The organism is Metabacillus sp. KH_069, assembly GCF_057838075.1.
The window spans coordinates 4,316,459-4,332,214 of the sequence record NZ_CM174460.1; the positions used below are offsets into that span (position 1 = coordinate 4,316,459).

The window sequence follows — 15,756 nt, forward strand, 5'->3', positions numbered from 1 at the left end:
CGTCTTAAACCAAGTTTTCCCTTTTATGTTACCATAATTAGTAGTGATTCATGATTTTGACAAGCAGAAAGTGAGGTACCTTGATGCATTCCGAAGTACAGCTTTATTTCCGCAAAGCAAAAGAAGAACATCTGGAGGATATGCATATGCTCCGGACAAAGATTCTCAATGCCCTTCCAGGTGCAAAAGAAGGATTTGAATACGGATTTCCCGTTTATTACCTGGACGGTGAGCTGCAGGTCGGCTATGCCGGCAGACAAAAAGGGCTCATGTTTTATGTAATGGACCCGAATATTGTAGCAGCCTACCATGAAGACCTGGCAACCCGAATTACAGGAAAAACCTGTATTATTATAAAAGAAACTTCGCAAACCTCAAAGCAAACCATTTTGAGATGCATTGATCATATGCTCGAAGATTTAATGAAAAAGTATGTCTTGTAGCAGCGGAACCGCTGCTTTTTTTGTTGGTTAGTAAGCATTATGCAGAAAAGGCCTGTGCCATAATGTTCCGGGTTTCCGGTATAGCTTAAACCATAAGGTTTTAGTATGATGGAAGAATGAATATTTTAGAATGCAGCGGAGGGTTAAGAAGAACATGAGTTTACTTACAATTGAGAAGTTAAGCCACAGCTTTGGCGATAGGACTTTATTTAAAGACGTTTCCTTCAGACTTTTGCCTGGAGAGCATGTCGGTCTTGTCGGTGCAAACGGTGTCGGAAAATCGACGATGATGAACATTATGACGAAAGAGCTGATCCATGATTCAGGCAAAGTAGAATGGACACCTGGCGTTCATTATGGATACCTCGACCAGCATACCGTGTTATCAAAAGGAAAAACCATTAGAGACGTGTTAAGAGACGCGTTCTTGCCATTATACAAAAAAGAGGAAGAACTGAATGAAGTCATTGGACTGATGGGCAGTGCAAGTCCTGAAGAACTGGAAGAGCTGCTCGAGAAAATGGGCGAAATTCAGGACCACCTTGATGCCGGCGGATTTTATTCCCTTGATATTAAGGTAGAGGAAGCAGCACGCGGCCTTGGCCTTGATGCAATTGGACTCGACCGCGACGTATCTGCCCTGAGCGGAGGACAGCGCACTAAGGTTCTTTTGGCAAAGCTTCTGCTTGAACAGCCTGAAGTTCTTCTTCTGGATGAGCCTACCAACTATTTAGATGTTGAGCATATCCAGTGGCTGAGCCATTATCTAAAAGAATATCCGAACGCATTTTTGCTGATTTCTCATGATACTGAATTTATGAATGGCGTCGTTGATGTTATTTTCCATTTGGAATTCTCTAAGCTGACTCGCTATACAGCTACTTACGAAAAATTCCTTGAGCTTGCGGAAATCAATAAAAACCAGCACCTTCATGCCTACGAAAAGCAGAAGGATTTCATTAAAAAGCAAGAAGATTTCATTGCAAAAAACAAAGCGCGCTATTCGACAACCGGACGCGCGAAAAGCCGTCAAAAACAGCTTGACCGCATGGACCGGATTGACCGGCCTGAAACGGCGATGAAGCCGACGTTTGAATTTAAAGAATCACGCGGCAGCAGCCGATTTGTGTTTGAAGGAAAAGATGTTGAAATCGGGTACACGCACCCCCTTCTTCCAAAGCTCACCATGACGATTGAACGCGGAGAGAAAATTGCGATTGTCGGCTGCAACGGAGTAGGGAAATCCACCCTTCTCAAAACAATCTTAGGGAAAATTAAGCCATTAGGCGGTACCATTCAGCTTGGCGATTTTCTTTTCCCTTCATACTTCGAACAGGAAGTAAAAGCGGAAAACATCACGCCGATCGATGACGTCTGGAATGCATTCCCCGGTCTTGATCAGCATCAGGTCCGTGCAATGCTGGCACGAGTTGGCCTGAAAAATGAACATATATCCCGTCCATTAAATCAGCTGAGCGGCGGAGAGCAGGCAAAAGTCCGCTTATGCAAATTGCTTCAATATGAAAGCAACTGGCTCCTTTTTGATGAGCCGACCAATCACTTGGACGTAACAGCGAAAGAAGAATTAAAGCGCGCATTAAAAGCTTATAAAGGCACAGTCATTCTCGTATGCCATGAGCCTGACTTCTATGAAGACTGGATCACAAAGGTCTGGAACGTAGAGGAATGGGCAGAACAAGCATAAAAGGTTTTATTGGTATTTAAAAAGCATCCGGCATGTATGTCTTCTCGGACATGGTATGCCGGATGCTTTTTATTTTTATGCTGCAGGTTTATTTGAGCAGGGATTCAGCGGATTTCTTAATGAAGTCTTTAGCGAAAGGCTTTTCGAATAGGTTGTTGTTTTGCATAGAAATGATGTCCGTTCCTTTCCGCTCCAGGAACTTGCTTTCCGCGGGGAGCATGGGAGCCTCCTCAGCTGTTGCACTGCCCCCTATAAATTGGACACTTTATTTACTAAGCAGCTTGCTCAAAACTAGTTCGATAAGACACTGGACTTTTACGTTGTAATCGTGATTTGATTCTCAAATGATTGTAGTAGTGTATATACTCTTCGAGTTCTTTCTTGAAGTGGTCTATACTCTCGAATTGTTGTAAGTACAGAAATTCTGATTTCAATATCCCGAAAAAGTTTTCTATAACGGCGTTGTCGTAACAGTTTCCTTTTCGAGACATGCTTTGAGTAATGTGATTTTCTTTTAATATGTGCTGGTATCGAGGCATTTGATAATGCCAGCCCTGGTCAGAATGAAGTAAGAGTTCGTCGTTTTCGTTCACGCGCTGTAGGCCTTCTATCAACATCGTCTCTACTAAATCAAACGTAGGCCTTGTATTGAGCGTATACGTGATAATCTCGCCATTAAACAGGTCCAGAATAGGGGACAGGTATAATTTCTGTCCAAACAATTTAAATTCCGTGATGTCTGTCACCCACTTCTGATTTGGTTTTTCGGCCTTGAATTTACGATTTAAGATGTTTGGAGCTGTTTTTCCGACCCCGCCCTTATAGGATTTGTACTTCTTCATTCGTACGATGCATTGAAGCCCTATCTCTTTCATAATACGAAGGACTTTCTTCTTGTTAATCATATACCCTTTGGCTTGAAGGACATCTGTGATACGGCGATGGCCAAGGCGTCCTTTGTGCTTACGGTAAATGAAGCGAATTCTCCTTTTCCACTTGCGGTCAGGATCCGGCTGTTTCCATAATTGAACGCGGTGATAGTAGGTGCTTTTCGGCAAATCAGCAATCTTCACCAGTTGGTTAACAGGGAATTCGTGCCTTAGTTCATAGATTACTTGCGTTTTGAGTGTTTTACTGATTCTTTCTGAACTAAGGCTCGCAGCTTTTTTAAATACGCATTCTCCATACGAAGAAGTTCGTTTTCTTTTTTCAGTTCTTCTATAGATGGGTCAGAGGAATTTTCTTTCTTATTCTTTTTCTTTTGATTATGAGATGACATGGCAGATGGCCCCTTTTCCTTTATTTTAAGGGCATCTTCACCACCAATCTCCCACTTTTTCTTCCACCTACGGAGCATACAAGGATCTGGTAGGTGGAAAATGGCCGATGCCTCTCGAATCGAGTAATTCGTTTCATTTGTAAATTGAATTACCCTCAGTTTAAAGGCTGGCGAATAGTTTGTATAGGGAAAGGAGAATGCTTGGTCACCATGATGTTTGAACAGCATCACCCAGTTTCGGAGAACGGAGTGATCGACTCCAACCTCTTTAGCTAATTCTCGATAACTTACTAAACCATTCAAATAACGTTGTACGGCTTGAATTTTTTCTTCTAATGTAAAATTACGCAATTGAAGTACACCTCCTGTTGTTAGATGTGTGTCCAACAATAGGGGTGCACTTCACTGTTTGCCTGTGGGGTCTCCCATTTTGCTCTATTTCCCGCAGGAGTCAAGTTCCTTCCGCTGCAATCCACTTATAGTTTGTAACATGGAGTCTAAAAATAACACAATTATGAAAAGAGCCTAGAGAAAAAACCATCTTTTTGTCTATGAACTTATGGGGATATATAATTCTGTTAAGCTAAACCTTCACGGAATCGTGCACGGAAGCTTTCGGATGAACGTCAAGACTTCCAGTATATTCGACTGTTCCAATTTCACAGTTTTCCCCAATGTAAATGTCGGTCCCTCTTACTAATTTCGCCTTCGTATGCTGAAGACGGATCGTATCGCCTTCAATCACTTCCGTATGAAGGTACGGCTCAGAATTCAGAAACCTGAACAGGCGCCGGAAGAGGTTAAACGATTTCTCGATACTGACGATAATCGTTTCGCCGCCGATTTCTTTCACTTTTGAGTAGTGATCTATGCATATATGGATATCGTCGGCACTAAGCAGACCGCCTACGTGAATGACTCCGCTTGAACGAAACGTCTCAGCCTCGCAATCACCAGCTGCTGTAAACATTCCGCTTACGTCGATACGCTCAGCGTAAAGCTTTCCGGATATCTTGGCAGAACCGTTCACCTTTAAATCTCCTGCTTTTACATCTTTCAGCATCTTGGCGGACCCATTTACAGTAAGCTCTTCTGCCGAAATCTCACCCTCAAGCTTTGTACTGCCATTGATTTTGAGTAGTTTAGTCTCTATTTTCCCCTTTAATGCGGAAGAACCGGAAATTTTGATTTTCTCTGCAAAAATCGAGCCTTCTACTTTGCCGGAACCGTCAATTTTCAAGCTCTCGCATTCAATGTTCCCCGCAATTTTTCCGCTTCCGCTTATAGAGACTGTCTTGAAATGGCCTCCACCTGCAGATCCCGATCCATTTATTTTCAAATCATGCAGCTTTGTCATCTGTTCCATCTTCTCATCCCCCTATTAATGAACTGCCGATAGCCGATGCTTTAATTGGTTTACTTTGTCTTCAAGGTTTACTCTTACAAGTATTTCCGAGCTTGAATATACATGCGCAGGCGGGCTAAGGATTGCCCAAATAACCACATACTGTTTTTGAAACGCCAGCAGCTCGCTTATTTGATGCTCTTCTGCCTTATAGCTTTGCTTCATGAAATTAATCATTTCGCAGCAGCTCTCATCATCGACCTTCCCTCTAAGCTCCTCAGCGAGCGACAAAAAAAGGATGGAATGAAAATCATAGTGCTCATCTGAAGTGCTGTTCCCAAATGCTTTCAAAGTTTCCGGCGTCAGGATCGAACGGGCTGCAAGCACTTCTCCCGATAAGGCAACATCTGCTGGCCGCGGGGAAAAAAAGGCAGATAGCTCATCAAGGGAGTATGCATCCTTCATCCCTTTGATCGCTTCAATACGCTCTATGATTTTCTCTTTTGGAAAAAAGGTCTCCTGACCGGTAAAGCTTGATTTTTTAATAAACCACTCTTCCGGAATGATGTTTTTCCGTTTCCATCTGTAAAGCTGACCGTATGATATTCCTGTTGCATCAAGCAGTTCTTTTTTTGAAATAACCTCTTGTTCCACTTAAATCCTCCTTCCAAAAGAACAAAACATTGTTACGTTATAACATAAATGTAACATAACATTGTTTCGTTGTAAATAATCTAATTGGATTTTTTTCCAATAACAAAAAGACCGAGCCCGTTTTAAGGTGCTCAGTCATCAAATCAGCGCAAGCTCTAATGCTTCCTCCGCGCTTTTCACTAAAACCCAATCCTTTAGATCGATTCCGTATATAAGGAGAACAGCAAGGGTATAGACCGCTTTAAACCTTGCCAATGCTGAAGTTGTTTCATTAATTCGCCCATATTCTTCGAAAAACAGGAGTCTTGCTTCGGGTGGAAGAAGGCTGTAAACAGCTGACAAATCGACTGCAGGATCCCCAATATGAGTGTCTCCCCAGTCAATGATCCCTGACAGACACCCGTCTTCGGTTACCAGGATATTCCGAATGTGCAAGTCTCCATGAACGAGGCATTTTTCAGATGCTTCATCGATAGGTTCGAGCTGACCTGCATAGCTTTGCAGCTGTATGACAGGAAGGCTTTCCGGACGAATCCTGCAAAGCTTCTCTGCTGTTTCACGAAGCATCGGAATTCGTTTGTTCATATTAAGTCTTCCGAGGGTATCATTTTTAACTCCTGCTCTCAGCGCTTGTTCGACAGGAAATGCATGAAGAACTCTTAAAAACCTCGCTAATGGAATGGCCATGTCAGTGCGCTGTTTCTCTGTCAGATGAGCAGGTGTTTGCCCCTGAAGGTAAGAATAGCCAAGGTACGGCCATTGATAATCTAATCCAGCGGAACCGCTTAAAATAGGCACTGGTATCGCTATTCCCATGTCAGGCAGTATGGGCAGAAGCCGCTTTTCTGTTTGCAGTAAATCAACAGCAATCTGCCTGCGCGGGAACCTGAAAACATACCGTTCGTTCACTTCAAATACGGTATTGTCGAATCCCTTTCCGAGCAGTTTAGCACGAACAGGGTGAAGCTTCTGAAAATCGTTTGTAATAAGCTTTACAGCCAGGGACTCTGAGACCGTTCTTTCAGGAGACCAAGGATTTCCCAAAGGATTTACCTTGGCCTTCTGCTTGCGTTTCCGCGATTGGATTGTGATCCTCTTTTTGCTTTTTCAGGGCGGTAAACCTGATCTTTGTTTTTAGGCTGAGATGTGTATTCCGATGAGGGAATGTCGATTTTTTGTCTCGGCAGCTTTAGCGCAATTCCTTTTTCGATTGTATGGAGGTCGTCCATATCCTTTGGCGCAGCAAACGTGACAGCCATTCCTTCGTCACCTGCTCGCCCCGTTCTTCCAATCCGGTGGATATACGTTTCAGCATCGAGAGGCATATCATAGTTATAGACATGGGTTACTCCTTCTACATCAAGACCCCGTGCCGCAACGTCTGTTGCAATCAAATATTGAATTTTGGCTTCGCGGAAGAGCTTCATCACCTTTTCTCTTTTAGCCTGAGAAAGATCACCGTGGAGCTCTTCTGCTGCATACTTCCGCGCCTTCATCGCATCAAACAGTCTGCCGGCTCTTATTTTCGTGCGGCAGAAGATAATCGCAAGGAAAGGACGCTGCTCGTCCAGAAAACGGAAAAGAGCCGCCTGCTTAGCCCTGTCGTTTGTCTCCACGACCAGCTGAGTGATTTTTTCCACAGTAATCTGCTTTTCCTGCACTGTAATATCTTTGGGATTTGTCATATACTGCTTGGACAAGTCTCTCACTTTATTCGTAATGGTCGCAGAAAAAAGCAGTGTCTGCCGGGAGTCGAAGGTTTGAGCAATGATTTCTTCAATATCCTTCTGGAAGCCTGCCTGAAGCATTTGATCCGCTTCATCAAGCACAAGCGTGGATACTTCTGAGAGATTGATCGTCTCCCTGCGTATATGATCCAAAATCCGGCCAGGTGTCCCAACCGCAATGTGAATGCCGCGACCCAGTTTTTTTATCTGGCGCTCCACATCCTGTCCGCCGTAAATGGCGAGAACTCCTGTCTCATCCAGCCTGTCTGTAATCTTCTTTATTTCAGCTGTAATCTGTATGGCAAGCTCCCTTGTCGGAGTGACAATCAGTGCCTGAACAGCTTTGTGTTCCGTGTCGATCTTTTCAAGAATCGGCAAAACAAAGGCAAGCGTCTTTCCTGTTCCTGTCTGTGCCTTCGCTATGATATCGGCACCGTCAAGCACAGCAGGGATCGCTTCCTCCTGAATTTGAGTAGGGTTTGAAATACCCTGGTGCTTAAGTGCTTTAGTTAATCTATCGGAAATTCCTAATGCTGAAAAAGTCATTCGTTTCATGTATCCTCTCTATCATCCGTCATTCATTATCTTCGATTCTTATTGTACACTTTATCACATGAAAAAACCTTCTTTCCCTGAAATGAAAATGCGTTGAGACGAGGCAAGAAGGCAAGGCTACAATCTATCTATTTCCCAGAAAATATATTTTTTTATCCTCTTTTATTTACATTCATAAACAACCCATTCTTTATTCTTAAAGAAACGAGCGGTTCAGGAACCATTGATTCAGATTTACTTACGGGTTTAAGCGTAAATTCTTTGATGATTGTTCCAGCGATCAGTACAGCTTCCATCATGGCAAACTGGCTTCCTATGCATCCTCTTGAGCCTCCTCCGAACGGAAAATAACCGTACATTGGTATCTCATCATTCGTTTCTTTTGAAAAACGATCAGGTTTAAATACTTCCGGATCAGTGAAATAGGCTGGATTTCGGTGCATAACATAAGGACTAATCAAAAAGATTGAGCCTTTCTTAAACGATTCATTTAAGATTTCAGCATCCGCCTTTGCCTCCCTGAGCATAATCCATGCAGAAGGATAAAGCCTTAGTGTTTCCTGTATGATTTGATTGGTAAATGACAGAGCTTTTAAATCCCCGAACTCCAAACGGTCACCTAAGAGGTCCAACTCAACAAGCATTCTTTTTTCAATATCGGGATGTACGGCAAGCATTGCAAACACCCACGATAATAAATTTGCAGTCGTTTCATGTCCTGCAATTAAAATAGTGACAATTTGATCTCTTATTTCTTTTTTCGATAATGGCTCACCATCCTCATACTTTGTCTCAAGAAGCAAAGACATAAGGTGTTCGTCTGTTGACTGTTTCATTCCTTCTTCAATTAGAAAATCAGCCAGTTCATCCAGTGCCCGGACTCCCTTTTTGTACTTTCTATTTTGAACGGTAGGCAAAAATTCAGGGGGAGGAAAAGGTGTCAGCAAGGATTTGGCCGTTTTTTCAATGATATCGCTGACTGCTTTAGTAATATGATTTGTCGCTTTAGAAAGCTGGACTCCAAACATTGTTTTTATGATAATCCTAAGCGTCAGATTCATCATATCTTCATGAATCGGCCTCGTTTCTCCGGATTTCCATGAGCCGATTAAGTCTTGAGTCATCGAGGTGACAGTTTCTGCATAACCTGCAATTTTCCGCTTGTGAAAGGCAGGCTGCATCATTTTCTTCTGCTGCCTGTGCTCGTCTCCTTCGCTTGTTAAAACTCCGTTTCCAAGTGTTTTCCCAAGCGTCCGTGCAGAAGAACCTTTTTCAAAATACTCTTCTTTTATAGTCAAAATCTGCTTAACAGCTTCTCTGGAATGAATAATGTAGGATGTGTTCCTGGAATGAGGATTTATGGCAACAATGTCACCAAGTGTATGAGTATTTAAAAGAAATCGGAGAGGGTTCTTTCGAAAAGCTAAATAATTGCTCAGCTGGCTTCCGCCTAAAGATACAGTCATATCCATGCTCCTCTATCAGATTATTTACCACTATTATACAGCTTTCCCGCCTAATTAAGCAGTTTCAAGCATGCCTGCAGAGAGAGTTCTATTTTTATTTAATGAATGATAGTATAATGACTGTACATCTTATTTTTAAAGGAGGTTTGTCCAATGTCAGAAAAGAAAATGACACTTGAAGAGGCGATTAAACAAAAGCTTGCCAGCAAAAAGCAGGCACAAGCGAATGGCAATGGCAGTTTGAAAGGTTCGAATCAGACGAAAAACATGAAGAGCCAGGTTTCCAAGAAAACAAATAATCAGCGCAGAAGAATGGGTGTTTAAATGAACGGTCAAAACCGCGAAAACATTAAGCAGGGTACACCTGTTCAGATTGTTCTGAAGCAAGATCAGCGCTCTGGAAAGCTTACAGGCGGTGTAGTAAAAGACATCCTGACAAAATCAGCTTTTCACCCTCACGGAATAAAAGTGCGACTTCAGGATGGACAAGTCGGCCGGGTAAAATCAATTGATGCTCCTTAAGTTTTTTCAGCATAAATGATTTGCTGATAAGGATCATATACGAGGATATAAACGGTCAGCTGCCCTTTTATCACCTCAATGCTCTGTGATAGCTGGAAGCCGAAGTGTTCGTAAATCCGGACATTTTCGATAGTTTCCGTCTCCAGAACGCAGAATGTCCTCCTGATATCAGCCTCTTTCAGCGCCGCTCTAATCATTTGACTCATAAACTTCCGGCCTCTATATTTCTTATCAACTGCGACCATGTCTAGTACTAGATGTGGTTTTTGTTTTTCATAAAAAGCCATTCTTTTTGAAATAATGGACAGCTTTCTCGCTTTTTTAACAAAAGACACCAGCGGCACGTCCTTTATTAACAGCAGGCTTCTGAACATCGTTTTTAAAATGGCCTTGTAAAGAGCTGGCGAAAAAGCAGGACTTCCAGTTCTCCTCACAGCAAAAATTCCTTCTACCCGATCTGAAGTCACATATACCTCACTGATTGCATCCACAATTTCAATCGTCCCCCGGTATACGTTCTGCAAAATTCTCCGTCGTTTTCTCTCATCAGGGAAAAGGTAAAAAAATAAGGGATTATCAAAGAAAGAGTCTGCAAGCATGATTGATGCCTTCTGACGGTGCTTTTTTTGAAGTCTTGTTAACTCTTCGTACATGGGTGATCCCTCCTTTTTCCATGATATGTAGCAATACCCCGTTTTAGATATCACGTTTATCTTTAAACACAGCAAAAAAGCTAACGTACGGCCGTTAGCTTTTTTAAAAGATTTTGAAAGAATTAAATAATGTGCGCTGATGTGAAGCTTCATTGCCCGACTCACCGCCTGCGCTAAACAGACGCTTCGGCTCACTTATTCATCTTAGAAAGAAATCCGCCAATCAAATCATCTGCCGTTTCTTCTTTTTCTTCTTCTTCTGCTGATGAGGCTGATTCCTGCAAAGCTTTTTCCCAATCAAAATCATCCAGCCCTGCATTTTCATCAAAATCTTCGTCAGATTCAGGTTCCTCCACTGCCGGACGGCGATTAGACTGAAAGGGAGTTTCCTGTAAGTAAAGGGCCTCGTCAATATCAAGTGACCTGCTGTTAAATGAGGCAAGAAGGGAAGCTGCTCTTATCGGATCAGCAAGAATCTGATATACAATGCTTCCAAGCAGCGCTTCAGAGTGCTCATGTTTTAGCCAGTCTCTTTGAGCTTTACTTAGTTTTTGCGGAAGCGGAATTGTGATGCTTTCCTTCTCTTTAACAAAAGAATCACTCACACCTTGTGAGACAAATTCAGCAATTTTGCTTGAGAAGTTCCTTTTTTCCGTTTCTTTCAGCTTTTGCAGCTGTTTTATTATGTGCTCAGGAGTATCGGAGGGGATGCGAAACGTGATCGCCTGTCCCCTCTGAATGCCTGATGAAGTGCCTTTGTTCATAAAACCACCCTATTATTTGGTAGTAGCTGCTTTTTTATCTTCGTTGCTTTTATCTTTGTTTGTCTTGCGGTAAAAGTCAAAAACAAGCTTGTAATAAGCATTTGCCATCATCCAGATGCTTTCATTCTCATCTTCAAAGAAGTCAATGTTGTAGCCGTCAAGATTATTATTAAGCGTTTTAAGGTAATCTTTCAGCACAACTGCTCCTCCGCCGACAAAATAGCAGATCTCAGTTTGTGAGTTCTTTTGCCAAACATTGCGCAGGTGGCGATATTGTTTTTTCGCAAGGTCTAAAAGAATTCGGTCCGTAATATCATGAACGCTTGTACGGCTTCCTCTTACATAGATATGATTGCGGTCTGTTTTCTTAGTAATGATTTCCACGACATCGCGGCGGCTGTCAAGCTCAACACCATGTTTAGAACGGATCTCTTCACGGATTGCTTCAAGCGATTCAACAACGCCAAGGTTAAAGCCCTGCGCTTTATCGTCATCTACGTTGCGGTTTTTGATAACTGCGATATCTGTAGAAAGACCTCCAATATCCTGGATGATGATGCGCTTATCAATCAAGTCTTTATTGATGATGTTTAAATCCTTATCCATCACTAAGTTGATATAAGCTGCAAATCCTTCAGGATACACTTTCACTTCATCAAATTTAATATTAACTTTTAATCCCTGATATTTCGGAGTGATTAAAAATTCTACCTGATGAACATTTCCAAGAAGTTTAGAGCGGTATCCAACATCTTTGCCTTCTTTAGCTTCTCTTAATGGAAGTCCTGTACCAAGTGTATAATTTGCATCAATAACTTTGTTGTTTCTGCGGAACACTTTTTCATTTTCAGGTTTTACTGCGTCAAGGGCAATTGATGCAAACAGCATAATCAGCGTTTGATCTTCTTCAGATTTGCTGCTGCCAGGATCAAGCTCAGAAGCGTTGTCGCTTTTTGTTGCGAGTGATCCAACACGGTAAATGGCATTGTTTTCTTTTAAAGCAGGGGAGTGAACTTTAATATGGATGCCATCGAGAGGGTCTTTGCTGTCTAATTCCTCAATTCCAATGACCGGACGATCTTCAATGTCTCTTGCAATGACATTCGGTATGTATAGTTGAGAGTCATATTTTCCGAAAATTGCTTTTACTGCATCGTTTCCTACATCGATTGCTGCGATTCTAGAATTACTCATGAACACCATTCCTTTCACTTCATGAATTAGTATAAAAATCCATTCTATTAAAGAGTATTAGAGATTGATAGTTTCGTCAATAGAACCAAGATGATTACATTTTCGTATACATGTGTACAAATACGTTTACATTGAAAACAAATTTGTACACAACATAAACAATTTGTATACATCCTTATATAACGGGATGCGTACACATATGTGTACATGTAAACAATTACTGTATACATTTCATTACATTTTGTTTACAAGTATACAATATTGGTATACTTGTAAACATTCTCATTTATTAAGTTAATATCGGATTTTATCCAACCAAAATCATTTTGTTCATCACAAAAATCGGAAGAAGAAAAACAGGGAATCCATCAATACATGTCGAACTGAAACATTTTAAAGGAGTTAAAAGGAGAACGAAAATGACATCATTTCCGCAATTAGAAACAGACCGTTTAAGGCTAAGAAGTATTGAAAGATCGGATGCTGTAAAATTGTTTGATTATTTCTCTAATAGAGAGGTAACAAAGTATTATGGAATGGATTCTTTTAAAACATTAGAGGATGCAGAGACTTTGATTCATTCGTTTCAGATTGGCTATCAATCGAATAAGCTCATCCGATGGGGGATTGAACTCAAAGAAACCAATGAACTAATTGGCACATGCGGATTTCACGCGCTCTCAAAGAAGTACAAACGAGCTGAAGTAGGCTATGAAATCTCCCATCTGCAGTGGCAGAAAGGCTATGCATCAGAGGCCATTGAGGCAATACTTGATTTTGGGTTTGAGGAGATGGAGATGATCCGCATCGGGGCGGTGGTGATGCTTGCGAATTCCCCTTCTCGGAGCGTTCTTTTACGTTTAGGCTTTAAAGAGGAAGGAAGGCTTAGAAATTATATCATTCAAGACAATATTCCATGTGATGTAATCATGCATTCTCTCCTCAAAGAAGAATGGATAAAAAGCAGCTGCAGATAAATCGCTGCTTTTTTTATATTGGCTTCATTTCAGGCTGAGGAGGTCTTTCAAGCCAGCCTCTTTCAATCATCAAGATAGGGTTTCTTTTCAAACAAATATTATTCTGTCTAATGCTGTACCAAAAGAAAATCCAGTCATTATCTGACTGGATTCAGCTTTTCTATAAACACGACTTTTAAATAATTCCCCTCTTGGAATTCCTTTTTCGTTTTAAAATCATCCGGCAGGGAAAATTCTTCTTTTATTTTGTACTTTTCTCCTGTTTCTTTAAAGGCTGTGTCGATAAACCCTTTAAACTTCTTCATTGAAAACGTACTGCAGTTTGTGGATGCAACTATAACCCCATTGTCTTCCGTTAGAGCAATGGTCTCCTTCAGCAGATCCTTGTAGTCCTTTGCAGCGCTGAACGTATATTTTTTAGATCTTGCAAAGCTTGGCGGGTCCAGGATGACAAGATCAAATTTGAGATTTTTTTTCAAAGCATATTTGAAGTAATGAAAAACGTCTTCAACAATAATATCCTGCGATTCATAATCAACCTCATTAATGCTGAATTGTTCGATTGTTTTGCTTAGACTCCGGTTCGCCAGATCAACACTCGTTGTTTTTACAGCCCCGCCAAGAGCAGCAAACACAGAAAACGCACCTGTATAAGAAAACAGATTCAATACGGTTTTTCCTTTTGCATAACGGTCTCTAATGGTCTTTCTTACATCCCTTTGATCAAGAAAAACACCCACCATGGCGCCATCGTTTAAATACACCGCAAATTTCACGCCATTTTCCTTTACGATTAATGGGAATTCCGGTCTATGCCCTTCTACAAATCCATCCTCCTCAACAAACTTCCCTTGAGAATCGAATCGTTTTTTCTGATAAATTCCGCGAATTTCGGCATTTTTCTTCAAGGCTTCAAGTATGAAGAGATTAAATTGGTAAATTCCTTTACTGTACCATGTCACCAGATAGTAGCCGTCAAAATAATCGATTGTTAATCCGCCGATGCCGTCCCCTTCACCGTTGAAAACCCGGAAGGCTGTCGTAGCTTCGCTTTGGAAAAGGTTCTTGCGGAACTGGATGGCAGCTAGAATTTTCTGATCAAAGAAGGCTTGATTCATTTCTTCTCTTTCACTAGAAGTAAGGATCCAGCCAATGCCTTTATTCTGCTTCCCGTAATATCCCCTTCCAATAAACCGCTGCTGTTCATCGACCAGTCTGATGAGCTCGCCTTCATGCTTTAAGTTAGAAAGATTAACGACCGAATCCTTTTGAATCAGCGGGCTGCCGTTTTTCATTTCCTTTACGTATTTAGATTTAATCGTGAGCGTTGTCTCAGTTTTCATAGTTCCGTCCCATCTTTAAAAAAGTATCGTTATCTTATTCTACCCATACTACATGAAACAACTTGCAGATTCTAGATAAGTCCTTATTCAAGAATGATTTCATACAGATCTGAAGAGCTATTTTTCAAAGATAAATAAAAAAAATTACAGCAAGATGTTTCTTTTCTAAAAGGCGGGGGAATAACAACCATAGAAACAAAAACCAAACACTATCTTAAGAAAGGCGGAATTTAAAATGGGCTTTATTTTATATCTTATCGTCGGCGGTTTAATCGGCTGGTTAGCAGGAGTTATTTTAGGTAAAAACGTACCTGGAGGCATTATAGGAAACATCATTGCAGGTATTATTGGAGCTTGGATCGGCGGAGAGCTTCTTGGCTCATTCGGACCAACTTTAGCAGGCATCGCTATTATCCCTGCATTGCTTGGAGCTATCATCTTTGTTTTCTTATTAAGCCTTGTATTGCGTACTATGCGCAAAAGAACTTAATCGATAGAACGGAGCACCTGCTGACAGTCAGCAGGTGTTTTTTTGTGAAAAAACAGCACAAAAAAAGACCGCAGCCTTATAAGCTGCGATCTAACGTTTATTAATAAGTTGTGCGTCCGCCGCTTTTTCGCTTATTAAGCATTTTCTTTACAATAGGATAGACGATTGGAGCATATTTTATCGCTTTTCGAATCAGTTTTTTCACTGTAAACTCCTCCTCTTTTCTTTCTTTTTATTTTCCCAAAAAGTAAGAATACTAAACGTTTTAAGAGCTGAAGTACAAGTGGTAATGTGTTTTACAGCCCGGATTGAAGGCAGAATCGCACTTCGGACAGCAGTTGCCGCTGTCCAAATATTCTTGAATCGTCAGTATATGGCGGCAAGAACCGCAAAGCACTGCAGGTACATCCCGCTCTGATTTATCCCATACTTCCGGACTGTGATCTGCAAGCTGCTCATGGCATTCATAGCAGGCATAAAATGTCTCACAGCACTTAAATTTGATTGCAATAATATCTTTGTCAGTTGCATAGTGACGGCATCTTGTATTTGCATCAAGTGCCACTCCTTTAACGGTCATTAAACGCACACTCCATTCTAAAAAAGCATTTATTTAAAGGATAAAGACCCTTACCGCCC

17 protein-coding genes and 1 pseudogene are annotated in these 15,756 nt (G+C 41.3%); 6 read left to right on the plus strand and 12 right to left on the minus strand.

Annotated features, from left to right (window positions below; translation table 11 throughout):
- Positions 1-83 precede the first annotated feature (83 nt).
- Together AC3ISE_RS21655 and AC3ISE_RS21660 are read left to right on the plus strand one after the other, a co-directional pair.
- Complete coding sequence (locus AC3ISE_RS21655) at positions 84-443, plus strand: DUF1801 domain-containing protein (protein WP_489222562.1); 360 nt, start codon at positions 84-86, stop codon at positions 441-443.
- A gap of 154 nt (positions 444-597) precedes the next feature.
- Positions 598-2,148, plus strand: a complete 1,551-nt coding sequence (locus tag AC3ISE_RS21660) for an ABC-F family ATP-binding cassette domain-containing protein (RefSeq protein WP_070878834.1) — start codon at positions 598-600, stop codon at positions 2,146-2,148.
- A 272-nt stretch (positions 2,149-2,420) separates the two neighbouring features.
- Here AC3ISE_RS21660 and AC3ISE_RS21665 read toward each other — a convergent pair.
- The 6 genes from AC3ISE_RS21665 to AC3ISE_RS21690 form a co-directional block, all read right to left on the minus strand.
- A protein-coding gene (locus tag AC3ISE_RS21665) for an IS3 family transposase (protein WP_489221085.1) occupies positions 2,421-3,778 on the minus strand; the annotation gives its coding sequence in 2 pieces (ribosomal slippage) (positions 2,421-3,307 and positions 3,307-3,778; 1,359 coding nt in all).
- 232 nt (positions 3,779-4,010) lie between these two features.
- The gene (locus AC3ISE_RS21670) at positions 4,011-4,793 is read right to left on the minus strand and encodes a polymer-forming cytoskeletal protein (RefSeq protein WP_489222563.1); all 783 of its coding nucleotides are present in this window, start codon (positions 4,791-4,793) and stop codon (positions 4,011-4,013) included.
- A gap of 15 nt (positions 4,794-4,808) precedes the next feature.
- Positions 4,809-5,426, minus strand: a complete 618-nt coding sequence (locus AC3ISE_RS21675) for a DUF4004 family protein (RefSeq protein WP_489222564.1) — start codon at positions 5,424-5,426, stop codon at positions 4,809-4,811.
- A 138-nt stretch (positions 5,427-5,564) separates the two neighbouring features.
- The gene (locus AC3ISE_RS21680; RefSeq protein WP_489222565.1) at positions 5,565-6,470 is read right to left on the minus strand and encodes a phosphotransferase; all 906 of its coding nucleotides are present in this window, start codon (positions 6,468-6,470) and stop codon (positions 5,565-5,567) included.
- Positions 6,471-6,475: 5 nt separating this feature from the next.
- Positions 6,476-7,708 carry a DEAD/DEAH box helicase gene (locus tag AC3ISE_RS21685; RefSeq protein WP_489222566.1) on the minus strand — a complete coding sequence of 411 codons (1,233 nt, stop codon included), beginning with the start codon at positions 7,706-7,708 and terminating at the stop codon, positions 6,476-6,478.
- Positions 7,709-7,860: 152 nt separating this feature from the next.
- Positions 7,861-9,174, minus strand: coding sequence for a cytochrome P450 (locus AC3ISE_RS21690; RefSeq protein WP_489222567.1), 1,314 nt, complete (start codon positions 9,172-9,174; stop codon positions 7,861-7,863).
- A gap of 153 nt (positions 9,175-9,327) precedes the next feature.
- Here AC3ISE_RS21690 and AC3ISE_RS21695 point away from each other — a divergent pair, with 153 nt between their 5' ends.
- Both AC3ISE_RS21695 and AC3ISE_RS21700 read left to right on the plus strand, forming a co-directional pair.
- Positions 9,328-9,498, plus strand: coding sequence for a hypothetical protein (locus tag AC3ISE_RS21695; protein ID WP_165971023.1), 171 nt, complete (start codon positions 9,328-9,330; stop codon positions 9,496-9,498).
- Positions 9,499-9,696 carry a YwbE family protein gene (locus AC3ISE_RS21700; protein ID WP_489222568.1) on the plus strand — a complete coding sequence of 66 codons (198 nt, stop codon included), beginning with the start codon at positions 9,499-9,501 and terminating at the stop codon, positions 9,694-9,696.
- On the opposite strand, the gene AC3ISE_RS21705 is transcribed toward AC3ISE_RS21700, so the two are convergent.
- The 3 genes from AC3ISE_RS21705 to AC3ISE_RS21715 form a co-directional block, all read right to left on the minus strand.
- A complete protein-coding gene (locus AC3ISE_RS21705; RefSeq protein WP_489222569.1) occupies positions 9,693-10,349 on the minus strand; it encodes a GNAT family N-acetyltransferase in 657 nt (218 codons plus the stop codon). The genes AC3ISE_RS21700 and AC3ISE_RS21705 overlap by 4 nt on opposite strands.
- A gap of 191 nt (positions 10,350-10,540) precedes the next feature.
- Positions 10,541-11,113, minus strand: a complete 573-nt coding sequence (locus tag AC3ISE_RS21710) for a hypothetical protein (protein ID WP_489222570.1) — start codon at positions 11,111-11,113, stop codon at positions 10,541-10,543.
- A 12-nt stretch (positions 11,114-11,125) separates the two neighbouring features.
- The gene (locus tag AC3ISE_RS21715) at positions 11,126-12,307 is read right to left on the minus strand and encodes an Alp7A family actin-like protein (RefSeq protein WP_489222571.1); all 1,182 of its coding nucleotides are present in this window, start codon (positions 12,305-12,307) and stop codon (positions 11,126-11,128) included.
- Positions 12,308-12,726: 419 nt separating this feature from the next.
- Between AC3ISE_RS21715 and AC3ISE_RS21720 the strand changes: the two genes are divergently transcribed.
- Entirely contained in the window at positions 12,727-13,284 is a 558-nt protein-coding gene (locus AC3ISE_RS21720; RefSeq protein WP_489222572.1) for a GNAT family N-acetyltransferase, read from the plus strand.
- Between the two features lie 137 nt (positions 13,285-13,421).
- Here AC3ISE_RS21720 and AC3ISE_RS21725 read toward each other — a convergent pair whose 3' ends face one another.
- Entirely contained in the window at positions 13,422-14,627 is a 1,206-nt protein-coding gene (locus tag AC3ISE_RS21725) for a class I SAM-dependent rRNA methyltransferase (protein ID WP_489222573.1), read from the minus strand.
- 235 nt (positions 14,628-14,862) lie between these two features.
- On the opposite strand from AC3ISE_RS21725, the gene AC3ISE_RS21730 reads away from it, so the two are divergent.
- A complete protein-coding gene (locus tag AC3ISE_RS21730) occupies positions 14,863-15,117 on the plus strand; it encodes a GlsB/YeaQ/YmgE family stress response membrane protein (protein ID WP_133312922.1) in 255 nt (84 codons plus the stop codon).
- Positions 15,118-15,217: 100 nt separating this feature from the next.
- On the opposite strand, the pseudogene AC3ISE_RS21735 reads toward AC3ISE_RS21730, so the two are convergent.
- Positions 15,218-15,328 (minus strand): annotated as a pseudogene (locus tag AC3ISE_RS21735) (hypothetical protein); the annotation flags it as partial.
- 54 nt (positions 15,329-15,382) lie between these two features.
- The gene (locus tag AC3ISE_RS21740) at positions 15,383-15,697 is read right to left on the minus strand and encodes a CHY zinc finger protein (protein ID WP_489222574.1); all 315 of its coding nucleotides are present in this window, start codon (positions 15,695-15,697) and stop codon (positions 15,383-15,385) included.
- Positions 15,698-15,756: the final 59 nt, after the last annotated feature.